Genomic DNA, 16,474 nt, shown 5'->3' on the forward strand with positions numbered 1-16,474 from the left:
TTCATTGCAGCCTTATATTTTGTAGCTCGCAAGACTGCTTATCTATTATTCAAAATATGACTCACTTACTAGAAATTATATAAAGCTGTAAAGCAAGCTATTAATCCAAACAATATGCCAGGCATATTGGCTGCAGCCAAAGGCCAATCTTTTCGCTTAGCACCATAAGTAACCCATAAACTACAATTGATTGCAGCAACAAGTGGCTGTATATAATCTCCTTTGTCTCCTCTTATATTTCCAATAATCTGGGGAATATAAGAAACATACATAGCGATAGACATTATCGTAGCTACGATACCCAGTACTCTAATAAATTTAGTATCCATATAAATGACTTATAAAAGATTCACTTAACTAATTAATAAACATAGAATTGATACTGTTTTTAATTATCTACAAAAAGAGTAATAACAGAACAATACGTTAAAAATAAGCATTTTACAATTATAAGACTGCTTGTTTAGAATATTTACTATAGTAAAAAAACACAAAAAGGACTCATATAACTTAGTATACATGAGTCCTTTTACGTTAATCTGTTTGATAACTTTCTATCTTTCGAATTCTTTTAGCGTATCAGTAATGATGCGTACACAATCTAATAATTGTTCTTCATTCATTACTAAAGGTGGTGCAAAACGAATAATATTACCGTGAGTAGGTTTAGCTAACAAACCATTGTCGCGTAGCTTTAAACAAATATTCCACGCTGTATCACTATCTTCTGTATCATTAATCAAAATAGCATTAAGAAGCCCTTTTCCTCTAACCATTGTACAAATATTGCTATTCGCAATATATTTATTCAATTCACTTCTGAAAAGCTCTCCTAATTTTTGCGCGTTATCTGCTAGTTTTTCATCTAAAACTACATCTAGTGCCGCAATTGCTACAGCTGCTGCCATAGGATTACCACCAAACGTAGATCCATGCTGACCAGGCTTAATTACGTTCATTACATCATCATTTGCCAATACAGCAGAAATAGGATATGCTCCTCCAGAAAGCGCTTTCCCTAACACTAATATATCCGCTTTTACATTTTCGTGATCAATAGCTAGCATCTTACCTGTTCTAGCAATACCTGTTTGTACTTCATCAGCAATGAATAATACATTATATTTCTCACATAATGCTTTTGCTTCTGCTAAATATCCAGCATCTGGTACATATACACCAGCTTCTCCCTGAATCGGCTCTACTAAAAACGCTGCTATATTTTTGCTATCTTTTTCTAATACTTCTTTAAGGGCATCAATATTATTATATTCTACTCTTATAAAACCATCTGTGTAAGGACCATAGTTTTTACGTGCATCTGGATCATTTGAAAATGAAATAATTGTAGTTGTTCTTCCGTGGAAGTTATTCTCACAAACAATTATTTTTGCTTGATTCTCAGCTACCCCTTTTTTCTCATAAGCCCATTTTCTAGCTAATTTTAGAGCTGTCTCTACTGCTTCAGCTCCTGAGTTCATAGGTAATACTTTATCGAATCCAAAAAGATTAGTAATTTTCTCTTCGTAAGTCCCTAATTTATCATTGTAAAAAGCTCTAGATGTAAGCATTAAAGTATTTGCTTGATCAGTAATAGCTTTCGTAATTGCTGGGTGACAATGACCTTGATTTACCGCTGAATAAGCAGATAAAAAATCATAGTATTTCTTTCCTTCTACGTCCCATACATATACTCCCTCTCCTTTAGATAAAACTACTGGTAGTGGGTGATAATTATGCGCTCCATATTTATTCTCTAATTCTATAGCTTGTGCTGAAGTAAGTTGTTGTGACATTGTATAATAAAATTTTTAGTGTTCAAACTTATTTTACGCAATATAATTAAATTTAATGTAATATAAATGGATATAGCATCGCAATCATAGCAAATAACACAATTATAACAACTAATCACACTTTAAATCAATTAAATACAAAATAAAGTTTAATATGTTAACATTTCTACAGTAAGTTACCACAATTAAGCAATACATTATCCTATACATATTTCACATTACAATTAAATACTTGCTTACTATCAATAAAACTTATCATTGATAACTATATTACTTAATCAAATTAAATACTCTACTTAACTAATATTGTAAAAACGAATAGTCGTAATAACTAAAAAAATCGTACTTTTGTACTGTTAATCAGTGTCCTAACTGATTCTTCTCAAACAAAATTACACAAATCAAAGTCTGTATTTCGCCTCTAAATTGACTGTAAAAAAGTCAATTTACAATCCCCCTTTTCTCTAATTTTTAAGCATTTCATTCTGGTCTTGTCCCAGTGTTGTTCGAGGACGGTTGCAGTCTTGTTCGGGAATATTCCCTTTTTGCAATGCTCCCACGACCAATTCTCGAAGCGTTCCCGAACAAAACTGCTATTTAACTTTTAAATAACCTCTTAACCCTTGTAAACATAGGATTTTTACAATATTCTAAATCGCATAAATGGTAAAAAAAGTTCATTTTTTGTCCTTATTTATACAGCAAGTAAATAGGTATAGTGATTTTATGTATAGTCCCCGTTTACGTAATTATTAATAGCGAATTTTATATAGTATTCAAATATGAAATAAGAGGTAAGATTAAACCATAAGTAAAGATTATACCTTACTATTGGATTGAATTTCGTACTAATTCTAATTCTCCTAACTATCAACGATTTAGATATCAATGTATTAAATACAACCTAATTACGCCTTATATTAGTTGGATTTCACTAGAAAACAGCTATTATATCTTCTTTATTAATTAGAATTATTATAAATATCACAACATTAAAGCAATACATTGATTACCAATAAAATAACACCAAATCAAAATCATATTCAAAGTGATTAAATATTGAGTTTTTAAGCTATTTTTGCGGCATGACAAGAAAAAGAACAGAAAGAATCGTATTCGAAAACGTAGAAGTCCTTGATGCAGGTGCAAAAGGCGTTTCGGTAGCTAAAGCTTCAGACGGAAAGGTTATATTTATTCCTAATGTTGTTCCGGGAGATGTGATTGATGTACAGACAGTTAAAAAGCGTAAAGCTTATTATGAAGGACGTGCAATAAAATTTCACAAACTTTCTGACCATAGAATAGAACCAGTATGTCAACACTTTGGAGCATGTGGTGGTTGTAAATGGCAAAATATGAAATATAGCCAACAACTATTTTACAAAAACCAAGAGGTTTACAACAACTTAAAGCGCATAGGTAAAATTGAATTACCTGAGTTCGAACCTATACTTGGTTCTGAAGAAACTTTATTTTATCGCAATAAAATGGAATTTTCATTCTCTAATGCTAGATGGCTTACTCCTGAGGAAGTGGCTAGTGGAGAAGAAATGGGAAAAGAAAATGCTTTAGGTTTTCACATTCCAAAAATGTGGGATAAAATCTTAGACATCAAAAAATGTCATTTACAACAAGATCCTTCTAACGATATTCGTAATGAAATAAGAAGATTTGCAAATGAAAATGGCTTATCATTCTTTAACCCTCGCGAGCAAGAAGGCCTTCTTAGAACATTAATGATCAGAACAGCTTCTACTGGTGAAGTGATGGTTCTTATCCAATTTTTCTATGATGACAAAGCTAAAAGAGAACTTTTATTAGACTTTCTAGCAGAGCGTTTCCCAATGATTACCTCATTGCAATATGTGGTGAATGGAAAAGCAAATGATACAATTTATGACCAGGATGTAGTACTATATAAAGGACGTGATTATATCTTGGAAGAAATGGAAGGACTTAAATTTAGCATTAATGCTAAATCTTTCTATCAAACTAACTCTGCTCAAGCTTACGAATTATATAAAATAACTAGAGAATATGCTGGATTAACTGGTAATGAGCTAGTTTACGACTTGTATACTGGAACTGGTACAATTGCTCAGTTTGTTTCTAAAGCTGCTAAAAAAGTCATCGGTGTAGAGGCAGTGCCTGAAGCTATTGAAGATGCAAAAATTAATGCAGAGCGAAATAATATCACCAACTGTGATTTCTTTGTAGGAGATATGAAAAACGTATTTAATGATGACTTCATTAAAACGCACGGACAACCAGATGTAATTATCACTGACCCTCCTAGAGATGGAATGCACAAAGATGTAGTGGATATGATACTTAAAATTGCTCCAAAAAGAGTTGTTTATGTAAGTTGTAACTCTGCTACTCAAGCAAGAGACCTATCTTTAATGGACGAAAAATACAAAGTGATTAAAGTACGTCCTGTGGATATGTTCCCTCAGACACATCACGTAGAAAACGTTGTACTACTAGAATTAAAGTAACAGAAATAGAAAAGCCTTAAACGAATTTGTTTAAGGCTTTTTACTTATTATTATCTTCTTTTTAAGCGATTACAGTTTAATCCCAAAAGCTAAATGCTTAAGTATTATGAGTGTTTATCTATTATATATTACAGTTTATCATTTGCTTAATAATTTTAGCAGTATTCGATATACTTAATTCTGATAATACCGTTTTAATTCTATGCAGAATACTTTTAATATTTTCTTCCAAAAATTGTATTTACAGAATATGCTTGCTTTCGCAAATGCTAAATTTAGAATACAAACTCTACTCCATTTCGTTCTATTTTTATTTTTGGTTTATTGCTTAATCCTTGAATATATTTTCTATAACCACATAATTCACTCATTGGTATATTATTAATAGCAATAACCCTATCACCAAGTTTTAAGTTTTCTTCAAACTCACTTAATGCAGCTATTCTGTAATCTCCATCGATAAAGGCTATACCAAAACCTACTTTCTCTAAAGTTGATTGTACCTCTGACTTTTTTACTTTTTTTAGATAGAGTATTCCTGTAATTGGATTGTAAAACAGATAAAACTGTTTTATAAACTCTACCCCCATTTGATGAGCTTTATCAGTACTATTATATAATACTTCTTCATTTTCCAAAAGCAAATCACTTATCTCGACCTCTGCATCTCTGTTTATAAAAGTATAACTTAATCGCTCATCCATTCCAAAAGCTCCCACACTACCCGCTGTAACATATCGGTTTGTATCATTAGGTGATAATCTATTTAATGCAATTGGAGTCAAGGTTGCTGTTAAGTAACCATTATCCCCTGTATCCATTAAATAATTTGTACGAAGACCATTAATTGTTGCAGGTATAACGATTCTTGTTCTTAGTTCTTCACTTCTATTGTTTACCTTAATGAAATGATTGTTATCTAGTTCAGTTAATAATTCGTCTGTAATATCGTGAAGAAGAATTTCTTTCTTAATAGGATTAATTTCAAGAATCTTATCTTGGTAAATAACATTTCCTAAAATACCATCAATTCCATAGCAATTGAATATAGGATCTTTCATCATAGGGAATGACTCTAAATCAGTAAAAGGCAAATGATAGAAAGTATAATTGCCAACTTTCATGCTATCCACTTGAATTGTTGTGACTTCAGCTACTACTCTATTAGCATCTACTACCGCAATCTCCTTACCCTCACGAAATTGTGGAAGTAAACTACTTTTTATAGCTAGTCCATCCCATCCCGTATCAAACAAAAATACCATCGCTTGATCATTTATATTAAGATTTACAAGCATCCAACCAGAAGAATCGTCGTATGGCAGACGTATCGGCTGAGTAAAACCAGTAAAATACGTCATCAATAAAATAACAATAATGAAAAAATTCTTTATCATAAGTACTTCATTTTTATCTTCTCTAATTTAATTACTTTTAAAACAAATGATATGATTAATGTTAAAAAACAGATTAAATTTAACTATTAAAACAAGATGTTACAGTATTATAAATCACAGACACAAGTTGACACTATTGAATTAATATAAGGCAATCTATATAAAACATATAAAAAGCAAAATAATTTAATATAATTCTTTCGTTTTACTATATACACCTTATAAATGCTACTTAAATATGTACTTTCTAATATCGTTTATTGTAAAATAATGACTATCTTTCAAATGTCGTAATTCCAAATCCTTACACAAACTTTTTATTACAATCGCAAAAGAATAAAAAAGGTCTTATCATATTGATAAGACCTTTTTCAGTAAGTGCTGTGTTGTATAGTGATAAAGTATATCCTAATTAGTAAATAACAGTTCTCTATACTTAGTTAGAGTCCATATTTCATTGTCAACCAATACTTCTAATTTATCACTGTGATATCTAATCACATCGAAATAAGGTTTCACATCAAAACAATAAGCATGAGCCTGTTGTTCTAAATCTTCAATATGGTTTGCTGTTTTTCTTTGATTAGTCATTTCAGTTACCTTAGCATTAATCTGTGCTATATGGTATGAAATCTTTTTGATAATTTGTAGTTGCTCGGCTGCAATATCTGCAAAATCTTTGTCTCCAAATATCTCTTTAAGCCCTTTAACATTATCAATAACTAAATTTTGGTATTTAATAGCTGTAGGTATTACATGATTTCTTGCGATATCTCCTAATACACGTCCCTCTATTTGAATACGTTTTACATATTCTTCTAATTCAATTTCATAACGCGCTTCAATTTCTTTACGCGTCATTACATTCATTTCCTCGAATATTTCAATTGATTTAGGTGCTATTTTTACTTTTAATGCTTCGGGAGTAGTTTTGTTATTACTCAACCCTCTTTTAGCAGCTTCTTTTTCCCATTCTTCGCTATAACCATCTCCTTCAAAAAGAATGCGCTCACTTTGTTTAATATACTCTCTTAATACATTAAATATAGCTTCATCTTTCTTTAGGCCATCTTTCTCAATTAATTGATCTACTTCCGCTTTAAATTCTTTTAACTGTTTTGCTACAATAGTATTTAAGACAGTCATAGGACCAGCACAGTTAGCAGTAGACCCTACAGCTCTGAATTCAAACTTATTACCTGTAAATGCAAATGGAGATGTTCTGTTTCGATCTGTATTATCAAGTAATACATCTGGAATTTTACCAACTACATTTAGCTTTAAGTCCGTTTTTTCCTCTGGTGATAATTTACCATCTGTTACTTCTTTCAATTCTTGTAGCACTCTGGTTAATTGTTGTCCAATAAATACAGACACAATAGCTGGAGGTGCTTCATTAGCTCCAAGTCTGTGATCATTACTAGCAGAAGCTATAGAAGATCTTAATAACTCTTCGTTATCATTAACCGCTTTAATTGCATTAATGAAGAAAGTCAAGAATTGTAAATTACTTTTTGGTGTTTTACTTGGACTTAGCAAATTAATACCAGTATCTGTTGCCAAAGACCAGTTATTGTGTTTACCAGATCCATTTACTCCTTTGAAAGGTTTTTCATGGAATAACACTTTAAAGTGATGTTTCTCTGCTACCTTTTTCATCACATCCATTAATAATGAATTGTGATCTACTGCAAGGTTAGTTTCTTCAAATATTGGTGCTAACTCAAACTGATTAGGTGCTACTTCATTATGTCTAGTCTTTACTGGAATTCCCAAAAGAATACAGTGATTTTCTAAATCATGCATATAATTAAGAACACGCGTAGGAATAGAACCAAAGTAGTGATCATCTAATTGTTGCCCTTTAGCTGCAGTATGTCCTAAAAGCGTTCTACCTGTAGTCAATATATCTGGACGAGAAGCCGCTAATGCTGCATCTACAAGAAAATATTCTTGTTCCCAACCAAGTGTAGGTGTAACTTTCTTTACATTTTTATCAAAATAACGAGCTACTTCAGTTGCAGCATCGTCTATTGCATTAATTGCTTTTAACAAAGGAGTCTTATTGTCTAATGCTTCCCCTGTATAGGCTATAAATACAGTTGGAATACAAAGCGTTGATCCAAAAATAAATGCAGGTGATGTAGGATCCCAAGCTGTATACCCTCTAGCTTCAAATGTATTTCTAATTCCACCATTAGGAAAACTAGATGCATCAGGTTCTTGCTGCACTAATTGCGAACCGTTAAACTTTTCGACAGGATCACCATCGAATTGTGTTTCAAAAAAAGCATCGTGCTTTTCTGCTGTTGTACCCGTTAGTGGTTGAAACCAGTGAGTATAATGAGTAACGCCTTTAGATAACGCCCACTCCTTCATCCCTAGTGCTATGTATTCAGCAAGTTTGCGGTCTATTTTAATTCCTAACTGTGCATTCTTTACAGCTTGATAAGCTTCCGGAGTTAAGAATTGACGCATTGACTTGTCATTAAATACATGGTCGCCAAAAATTAATGATTTTCTACCCAGTTCTTCTACCTTAACAGCTTCTCTAGAAGCTGCTTTCTCAATTGCTCGAAAACGAAATGTTGACATAATTATAGTTTTTCGGGGTCACCCCCTTTGTTTGATGATGCAAATGTAAATTAAAATGAACAAAAAATAACAATACCCCCTATATTTTTTAATAATATTTTTTTTAAAACAACTATTTACTAACACCACCCCCTTAAAAAAAGAGCCTTAATGAAATAAAAACACTTTAATATTAAATATAACTAATAAAATACTTTATAGAAAATAGTAATTAGACCCCAAAAAAAAAACCTTTCTCAGATGAGAAAGGCTTTTCTACTATAAAAGTTCTTACAACTTTGTTACTTCTACGTCTTGAAGATTATATTTTACAATAGCTTCTTCATACGTTAATCTTTTTTTATCACTCTTTATTGATTTTGATTTTGTTCTAGGATCAGCCCCTGGAACATATATTATTCTAAAGACCATATCTTTTACAAATCCAGGATGACCTTTTCCATCTCCATTAAACAGTCTAAGATTTGTAGTTGCACTAGCAGCTATTTGTACATCATAAACAGAAAAATTAAAACTATATTCTAATTCTTCTTCTTTATTTGTGCTCTCATCAGTAACAAAATATCTCTTTGGCAATGGTGACCAAATTGGTAAATTATCTTTAGTTGCTCCTTCAAGAACATAAACTAATACATAATCTCCTTTAAATACTTCTATAGGATTCTTAACTTCCTTAACGACCTTATTTTCGTCTAAATTAGTACTAAAATCAATCTTAGTTTCAAAAACTTGTGGCAATTCTCCTACTCCTGGAGGCCCCGGAGGTCCTTGAGGTCCATCTGATCCTTCACAACTACCTAAAAATAATGCTCCAACCATTAAAAGAGCAATTCCAAAAAACTTTTTCATACTTATAATCTTCTTTATAAAACGAAAAATAGGCATTTTTTCATAAAGCGCGAATTATTTAAGACTTTTTTATCACTCCTTATTAAGTTCTTTTTTAATCTCTTCTTGAATTGCTTCATATTTTTGTTTCAATTCTTCACTAATTTTTCCTGCATGGTTCTTCAAGTTTTTTAATTGAATACCATAAAAAATACTAAATACACCTAGCATTACAAAAGTAAAAGCTGTCCAATAAACAATTGTAAATGCACCGAATTCTAGATTAGTTACCATTAGAAAAGAGAATATTAATCCTAATATTCCTAAAAACAATAAACTTCCCCATCCTTTTGCTCCATAGTGTTTCAAATCAAACGCTAGTCCCATTCCTCTCATTGATCTAAACATTAAAACTAAACCTACATATATAGGTAAGAATTTTAAACTTAATTCAGGACTACCTATTAATATAGAACCTAATAGTAAATCAACAAGACCAGAAAACAATAACCAGCCCCAACCTTCTAGCTCATCTTTATTCGAAATAGCAAATGCAATCTCAAAAATTCCTGAAACCAAGAATAGTGTACTAAATAATATTGCTAGAGAAAAATAAGAAGCAATAGGTGTACTGAAAATATAAATTCCAGCAATAATAAAGAATACCCCTAATACAACTGGTATATACCAGTTTTTAATACTTCTTTTGATACTTTTAAAAAATGTTTGTGCCATAACTACTTTTTTTTAACATATTAAATTTACGTAAAAAATATCAAACATTATGCCTTTTTAAAATATACTATTAAAAGAATATAGTAATTTTGGTTTAAAATTTCAACGTATTATGAATTTCAAGTCCATTTTTGTCTTTATACTAATGTTCGCTACAATTAGTATTAACGCTCAGGTATTAAAAGATGCAGCTAATAAAGATGAAATTATAAACAGTCTTACTTTAGCGATGGATATACATACTCCCATTGGCAAAGACTCACTAAAAGCATTAACACACTACGAAAACTTATATCGCTCACAAGATATGGGGTTAGCTAATGCTTGGGGATTATATTATAATTCTGACAACAATGTATATGAAATAGCTATAAGAGGGTCTATTAACTCAACTTTAAGCTGGTTAGCAAATTATTATGCAGCAATGATTCCGGCAAATGGCTCAATAGAAATTGCGAATAATAAAATCGTTAGTTATAAGTTCTCATCAGATGACAGAGCTTCTGTACATAGTGGGTGGACAATTAGCACCTTATACCTCTTAGAAGATATTAAACCAAAATTAGATAGTATTATCCATACTGGGGCAAGGGATATCATTATTTCTGGTCATAGTCAAGGAGCTGCAATAGCAACATTAATTACAGCCTATTTCTACCAACAAAAAGAAGCAAATATTCTTCCACTAGATTTGAATATAAAGACATATGCGTTGGCAGTTCCAAAACCTGGTAATTTATATTTTGCATATCAATATGAAAAAATGACAAAATTATGGAGTTATTCCATTGTAAATACACAAGATTGGGTACCAGAAGTACCCCCTACTACTCAAACATTTTATGATTTCAATACTATTAGTCCACTTTCTGAGAGTGAACTCAAAAGTACATTTAAGAAAATAAGTTGGCCAAAACGCATAATAGCCAAAACTATATTTAGTGGCATTGAGAGAAAACCTGTAAAGTCTGTGAAAAAGTATAAAAAATACCTAGGTCATTTTGTGTTCAAAGAGATTAATAAATCATTGCCTGAGTTAAAAGAACCTACATATCGTTTTGAAAGTGGTTACACAAGATGCAGCAATCCAATTGTACTTGATGGATTACATGATCAAGAATATCAAAAAGAATTTAATATTCCCGATTTTATAATGACACATCATAATCCACCTGCCTATATATTTTTAGCAAAAAAGTATTTAGATTAAAATAGAGCCTTATATTTTAAATAAAAAGCCGACAGTATTACTACTATCGGCTTTATTTTTAAGAATAAAGAGACAATTTAGGCCATCTCTCTATCAAACAATCAATTTAATAAATTGTTTTAACTATAGTTTTGGTTAGGGTTAGTTACTATGTTGAATATATAATTTCATTCTATGTTTTCAAATAACATTCGCAATATACATATCTTTTTCTGCTACTAACAAATAGTTGGTAAAAAATTGTAATAATTACATTATATAAAATTATTACTTAAAAGGCATATAAAAACCCAAATACATTCACATCTGCTCTTTTAATATTTTCCCTATTTTAACAACAATCATTATAAAAATTGTATAACTACCCTTACTGATTAACTACAGAAATTAAAAAAAGACAAATACAATCTTCATCTACATATTTCTTCTGTACTGTCCTCCTACTTCAAACAATGCAGAGGTAATCTCTCCTAACGTACAGTATTTTGAAGCATCCATTAATGCTTCAAATATATTCTTATTTTGTACTGCTATTTCTTGAATATCTTTCAGCTTTTCAGACACAATTTCTTCATTCATTTTGTGAAGGTTATCCTTTGTATGGATTTGAAACAACTTCTCTTCCTCTGTTGCACGGATAACTTCAGCTGGCACAACAGTCGGTGAGCCTTTAGAACTCAAGAAAGTATTTACTCCAATAATAGGGAATGAACCATTGTGTTTTAATGTTTCATAGTATAGTGATTCTTCCTGTATTTTAGAACGTTGATACATTGTTTCCATTGCACCTAATACTCCACCTCTTTCTGTTATACGATCAAACTCTGTAAGAACAGCCTCTTCTACCAAATCTGTAAGTTCTTCTATGATAAAAGACCCTTGTATAGGGTTTTCATTTTTAGCTAATCCTAATTCTTTATTAATAATCAATTGAATAGCCATTGCTCTTCGTACTGACTCTTCTGTCGGCGTTGTAATTGCCTCGTCATAGGCATTCGTATGCAAGGAATTACAGTTATCATATATGGCATATAATGCTTGTAATGTCGTTCTAATATCATTAAAATCTATCTCTTGTGCGTGTAATGAACGTCCTGAAGTTTGGATATGGTATTTCAGCATTTGTGCCCGTTCATTAGCTCCATATTTATCTTTCATAGCTTTTGCCCATATACGCCTAGCCACTCGACCAATAACAGCATATTCAGGATCAATACCATTAGAAAAGAAAAAAGAGAGATTAGGACCAAAAGCATTAATATCCATACCTCTGCTTAAATAGTACTCCACATAAGTAAACCCATTAGCTAATGTGAAAGCTAATTGTGTGATAGGATTAGCACCTGCCTCTGCAATGTGATAACCTGAAATGGATACAGAGTAGAAATTACGCACATTATTATTGATAAAATACTCTTGTACATCACCCATTAATCGAAGTGCAAACTCTGTGGAGAAAATACAAGTATTTTGTGCCTGATCTTCTTTTAGAATATCAGCTTGTACTGTACCTCTTACTTGAGCTAAAGTATTTTTCTTTATTTCCTGATACACCTCTTTTGGGAGCACTTGATCTCCAGTTACTCCCAATAGCAATAACCCTAAACCATCATTACCTTCCGGTAATTCGCCATTGTATTTAGGACGCTCTACTCCTTTATCCTTATATATCTTTGCAATCTTATCTTCTACTTCTTGAACTAAATCGTTTTCTTTAATATATAATTCACATTGTTGATCTATAGCTGCATTTAAGAAAAAACCTAATAGCATAGGTGCTGGACCATTAATCGTCATCGATACTGAAGTTAATGGATGAGCTAAGTTAAAACCTGAATAAAGTTTCTTAGCATCGTCCAAACAGCAAATAGAGACACCCGCATTACCTATTTTACCATAAATATCAGGGCGATAACCTGGATCATTTCCATATAGAGTAACCGAGTCAAAAGCAGTAGATAATCTTTTTGCTGGCATTCCTAGAGATACATAATGAAATCGTCTATTAGTACGTTCAGGTCCCCCTTCTCCCGCAAACATACGCGTAGGGTCTTCTCCTTCTCTCTTAAAGGGATATAATCCAGAGGTAAAAGGAAACTCTCCAGGTACATTTTCTTGTAAACTCCATCGCAAAATATCTCCCCAAGCTTCGTACTTAGGCAAAGCTATTTTAGGAATTTGGAGATGAGATAAACTTTCTGTGTGTGTCGTTATCTTTATTTCTTTATCTCTAACTTTAAAAGAATAAATAGAATTTTTATATTTATTTACTTTCTCTTGCCAGTTTAGAATTACTTCCCAGTTATAAGGGTCTAAATCCATTTTAACCTTGTCGAACTCCTTTACTAACAATCCCACAAATAGTTTTGTTTCTTCATCCTTTGTGACAATACTCTCTTCAGCAATACCGCTCTTGTCAATCTCAGGGAGTTTGCCAATTACACTTTGAAGCGTTTTATAAATACCAAATAGCTTTTGCGCCACTTCTCTTTGTGATACTACTTTCTCATCATACTTACGGTTATTCTCAGCAATTTCAGAAAGATATCGTGTACGATTAGGTGGAATCACATATATCTTCTCACTCATCTCTTTGGTGATAGTGAAATTTGTTATTAAGTCAGCATTTGTTTTCTCTACTATTTTCTCCATTAATGCTCGATAAAGAGCATTCGTACCTGGGTCATTAAATTGTGAAGCAATTGTACCGAAAACAGGCATATCATCTGGATTAGCCTCCCATAAGTTATGGTTTCTCTGATATTGTTTCTTTACATCTCGTAACGCATCTAGTGCACCCCTTTTATCGAACTTATTAATTGCTACAATATCTGCAAAATCAAGCATATCAATTTTTTCCAATTGTGTAGCTGCACCAAACTCTGGCGTCATAATATATAGCGAAGTATCAGAGTGATCTAAAATCTCAGTATCTGACTGTCCAATTCCTGATGTTTCTAAAATTATTAAATCAAAATTAGCTGCTTGAAGTACTTGCAAGGTTTCTTCTACATAGCGAGAAAGTGCTAGATTGGATTGTCTAGTGGCTAGAGAACGCATGTAAACCCTTGGGTTATTTATCGAATTCATACGTATTCTATCGCCTAATAAAGCCCCTCCTGTTTTTCTTTTAGAGGGATCTACTGATACTAAAGCTACTGTTTTATCAGGGAAATCTATTAGAAATCTGCGTACAAGTTCATCTACCATGGATGATTTACCAGCTCCACCTGTTCCTGTAATACCAAGAACAGGAGTATTCTTATGCTTATCTCTGTCAAACTTAAATAGTTTTAGAAAATCTTCTTCTCTATTCTCTGCAAGGGAAATGAGACGGGAAATGGTAGTTATATCTTTATCTGCTAGTGATTGATAAATATCTTTACCCTCCGGCAGTTTTAAATCTAAAGTTGGAAAATCAGCCTTCTCAACCATATCATTTATCATGCCTTGTAATCCTAACTCACGTCCATCATCAGGTGAATACAAACGAGTAATGCCATAATCCATTAATTCTTTGATCTCAGATGGTAAAATCACTCCTCCACCTCCACCTACGATTCGTATATGTCCTGCTCCACGCTCTTGCAACAAATCATACATATACTTAAAATATTCATTGTGCCCTCCTTGATAAGAAGTCATTGCAATAGCATTCGCATCTTCTTGAATAGCTGTATTTACCACCTCCTCTACGCTCTTATCATGTCCTAGGTGAATTACTTCACATCCAGTTGCTTGAATGATTCGCCTCATTATATTAATCGCAGCATCATGTCCATCAAACAATGCAGCAGCCGTCACTATACGCACCTTATTTTTAGGTGTATAGACATTAATATTATTCATAATTTTTTAGTTTTTAGTAGAAGCCAATATAATAAATAATTTTTCATATAGTATTTTTTATACATAATTAACCTATATACAAATTAATTAGCTCTAATTAATGCTATTGCAACTACCATTATATCTACCTTTCGCAAAGGTACTTTTACTAAAAAACGCCTTTTTGGTTTAGTTCCCTATTCTTCCTAAAACTTCTCTTTTCTTCCTTTATCTTCCACTTTAATAAACACAAACAATTATATACCAATAACTTATATAATTTAATAACGTATTTATTCGATAAGTATTGGGAAAAGTGTAGCATTTCTTCGCTAACTAGGCAGTTTTCCCAAACAACTACTTTCAACTTCCTTATGCCTTCCCGATAAAAACATTTATAATAGGAAATTTTCAAATTTCACTTTAAGAAAAAACAACTATCGAATATTCTTTCTTAATTAGCTGTAGAGAGATGACAAAAATGTCATATTCACAAAAAAAGCAAGTATAAGTATAGAGTTATTCATAAAACAATAATTAAAAGCAACTTAAAATATCAATTTTCTCTACCACATATATAACAATAATTCAATTTTTAACCTCACTAAATAACAATCATATTAAAAAAACACTTCAAAAATTACATTAAATGTAATTTTTATTTTGATTACTATTTTTTTTAACTAAATTGTAACCGATTAACAACCAAAATAACAACCTTATGAACCAACAATTATTCGATTCATTATGCAATAAAGTTGACAACTTTATTGATCATTTTGAAAAAGTACCCCTAAAAGTCAAACAATCTGGTATGCCATGGGAACAATTCTACTTTAATTACTTTACTTCAATGACTACTGTATTAGCTAATTCTTTTCACTACTTGAATTACGCATTATTACAGGATAACAAAAAAAGTATTGACCATATATGTTTAACTTTTAACAGAGATAATGAATTAATTAGAGGGTTTAATCTTGATCTGACTAATAACAATAACCATCAGACAATTGTTAATTATATCAAGAAAAAATTACCATTATATAGACAAACTAAACAACGTAATCAATATCAAAAGTTTTTGTATAAAAATACTCCAGACTCAATCAATAATTTTTTTGTATCTGGAACTTGCTATATAGATAATAATAGTGAGAATATTACTTTTAATATTTTCAGTATCTTTTTTAAGCCACAAATAGAAAAAGAAAATATAACATTCAAATTAATAAAGAGTAAAGAAAATTGTCTGGAAATACAAAATGATTTTACTGCTCTTAAAGACTGTAGTGTAAATGCATTATCTACCATCTGTACTAAACACAATATAGAAGAAAGTGAGTTAGACAACCATTTTATGTATTATTTTGGTGATACACTTTTAGGTTTTTGCAAAAAAGAAAGACTAATAAAAAGTTTAGAATTATTATTCTTCACTAATTTAGAAATTAAAGATATCGCACAGGAATGTGGATATAAAGATTGGAATGAGTTGCAAAACTTAATTCACAAAATACCAACATTAGAAGATTTACCAATTATTAGATATAACAATAGTAATAATTAAAAAACGAGCAGTTGAAA

The 16,474-nt window shown here is 31.4% G+C and carries 10 protein-coding genes; 3 read left to right on the forward strand and 7 right to left on the reverse strand.

Features of this window, described 5'->3' with window-relative positions; genetic code table 11:
* Positions 1-68 precede the first annotated feature (68 nt).
* Both RH98_RS08635 and rocD read right to left on the reverse strand, forming a co-directional pair.
* Entirely contained in the window at positions 69-329 is a 261-nt protein-coding gene (locus tag RH98_RS08635; protein WP_010253078.1) for a SemiSWEET family transporter, read from the reverse strand.
* A 225-nt stretch (positions 330-554) separates the two neighbouring features.
* Positions 555-1,796, reverse strand: coding sequence for an ornithine--oxo-acid transaminase (gene rocD / locus RH98_RS08640; RefSeq protein ID WP_010253081.1), 1,242 nt, complete (start codon positions 1,794-1,796; stop codon positions 555-557).
* Between the two features lie 1,085 nt (positions 1,797-2,881).
* On the opposite strand from rocD, the gene rlmD reads away from it, so the two are divergent.
* On the forward strand, positions 2,882-4,294 hold the full coding sequence (gene rlmD / locus RH98_RS08645) for a 23S rRNA (uracil(1939)-C(5))-methyltransferase RlmD (RefSeq protein ID WP_010253084.1): 1,413 nt from the start codon (positions 2,882-2,884) through the stop codon (positions 4,292-4,294).
* 275 nt (positions 4,295-4,569) lie between these two features.
* Here the strand turns inward: rlmD and RH98_RS08650 are convergent, their stop codons facing one another.
* The 4 genes from RH98_RS08650 to RH98_RS08665 all read right to left on the reverse strand — a co-directional run bounded on the left by RH98_RS08650 (position 4,570) and on the right by RH98_RS08665 (position 9,849).
* Entirely contained in the window at positions 4,570-5,691 is a 1,122-nt protein-coding gene (locus RH98_RS08650) for an aspartyl protease family protein (protein ID WP_010253087.1), read from the reverse strand.
* Between the two features lie 408 nt (positions 5,692-6,099).
* Positions 6,100-8,286, reverse strand: a complete 2,187-nt coding sequence (locus tag RH98_RS08655; protein WP_010253090.1) for a glutamine synthetase III family protein — start codon at positions 8,284-8,286, stop codon at positions 6,100-6,102.
* 270 nt (positions 8,287-8,556) lie between these two features.
* On the reverse strand, positions 8,557-9,135 hold the full coding sequence (locus RH98_RS08660) for a hypothetical protein (RefSeq protein ID WP_026038819.1): 579 nt from the start codon (positions 9,133-9,135) through the stop codon (positions 8,557-8,559).
* Positions 9,136-9,207: 72 nt separating this feature from the next.
* A complete protein-coding gene (locus tag RH98_RS08665) occupies positions 9,208-9,849 on the reverse strand; it encodes an HdeD family acid-resistance protein (protein ID WP_010253096.1) in 642 nt (213 codons plus the stop codon).
* 112 nt (positions 9,850-9,961) lie between these two features.
* Between RH98_RS08665 and RH98_RS08670 the strand changes: the two genes are divergently transcribed.
* Complete coding sequence (locus RH98_RS08670) at positions 9,962-11,059, forward strand: lipase family protein (RefSeq protein ID WP_050996125.1); 1,098 nt, start codon at positions 9,962-9,964, stop codon at positions 11,057-11,059.
* A gap of 414 nt (positions 11,060-11,473) precedes the next feature.
* Here RH98_RS08670 and RH98_RS08675 read toward each other — a convergent pair whose 3' ends face one another.
* Positions 11,474-14,908 carry a methylmalonyl-CoA mutase family protein gene (locus RH98_RS08675; RefSeq protein WP_010253101.1) on the reverse strand — a complete coding sequence of 1,145 codons (3,435 nt, stop codon included), beginning with the start codon at positions 14,906-14,908 and terminating at the stop codon, positions 11,474-11,476.
* A gap of 700 nt (positions 14,909-15,608) precedes the next feature.
* Between RH98_RS08675 and RH98_RS08680 the strand changes: the two genes are divergently transcribed.
* Positions 15,609-16,457, forward strand: coding sequence for a helix-turn-helix domain-containing protein (locus RH98_RS08680; RefSeq protein WP_010253103.1), 849 nt, complete (start codon positions 15,609-15,611; stop codon positions 16,455-16,457).
* Positions 16,458-16,474: the final 17 nt, after the last annotated feature.

Source organism: Myroides injenensis M09-0166, assembly GCF_000246945.1.
In the GTDB taxonomy this organism is placed as follows: Bacteria; Bacteroidota; Bacteroidia; order Flavobacteriales; family Flavobacteriaceae; genus Flavobacterium; species Flavobacterium injenense.

Bases quoted from the DNA above. Each gene is read 5' to 3' on its own strand.
- RH98_RS08635 (WP_010253078.1), bottom strand. From the start codon at position 329: ATGGATACTAAATTTATTAGAGTACTGGGTATCGTAGCTACGATAATG.
- rocD (WP_010253081.1), bottom strand. From the start codon at position 1,796: ATGTCACAACAACTTACTTCAGCACAAGCTATAGAATTAGAGAATAAA.
- rlmD (WP_010253084.1), top strand. From the start codon at position 2,882: ATGACAAGAAAAAGAACAGAAAGAATCGTATTCGAAAACGTAGAAGTC.
- RH98_RS08650 (WP_010253087.1), bottom strand. From the start codon at position 5,691: ATGATAAAGAATTTTTTCATTATTGTTATTTTATTGATGACGTATTTT.
- RH98_RS08655 (WP_010253090.1), bottom strand. From the start codon at position 8,286: ATGTCAACATTTCGTTTTCGAGCAATTGAGAAAGCAGCTTCTAGAGAA.
- RH98_RS08660 (WP_026038819.1), bottom strand. From the start codon at position 9,135: ATGAAAAAGTTTTTTGGAATTGCTCTTTTAATGGTTGGAGCATTATTT.
- RH98_RS08665 (WP_010253096.1), bottom strand. From the start codon at position 9,849: ATGGCACAAACATTTTTTAAAAGTATCAAAAGAAGTATTAAAAACTGG.
- RH98_RS08670 (WP_050996125.1), top strand. From the start codon at position 9,962: ATGAATTTCAAGTCCATTTTTGTCTTTATACTAATGTTCGCTACAATT.
- RH98_RS08675 (WP_010253101.1), bottom strand. From the start codon at position 14,908: ATGAATAATATTAATGTCTATACACCTAAAAATAAGGTGCGTATAGTG.
- RH98_RS08680 (WP_010253103.1), top strand. From the start codon at position 15,609: ATGAACCAACAATTATTCGATTCATTATGCAATAAAGTTGACAACTTT.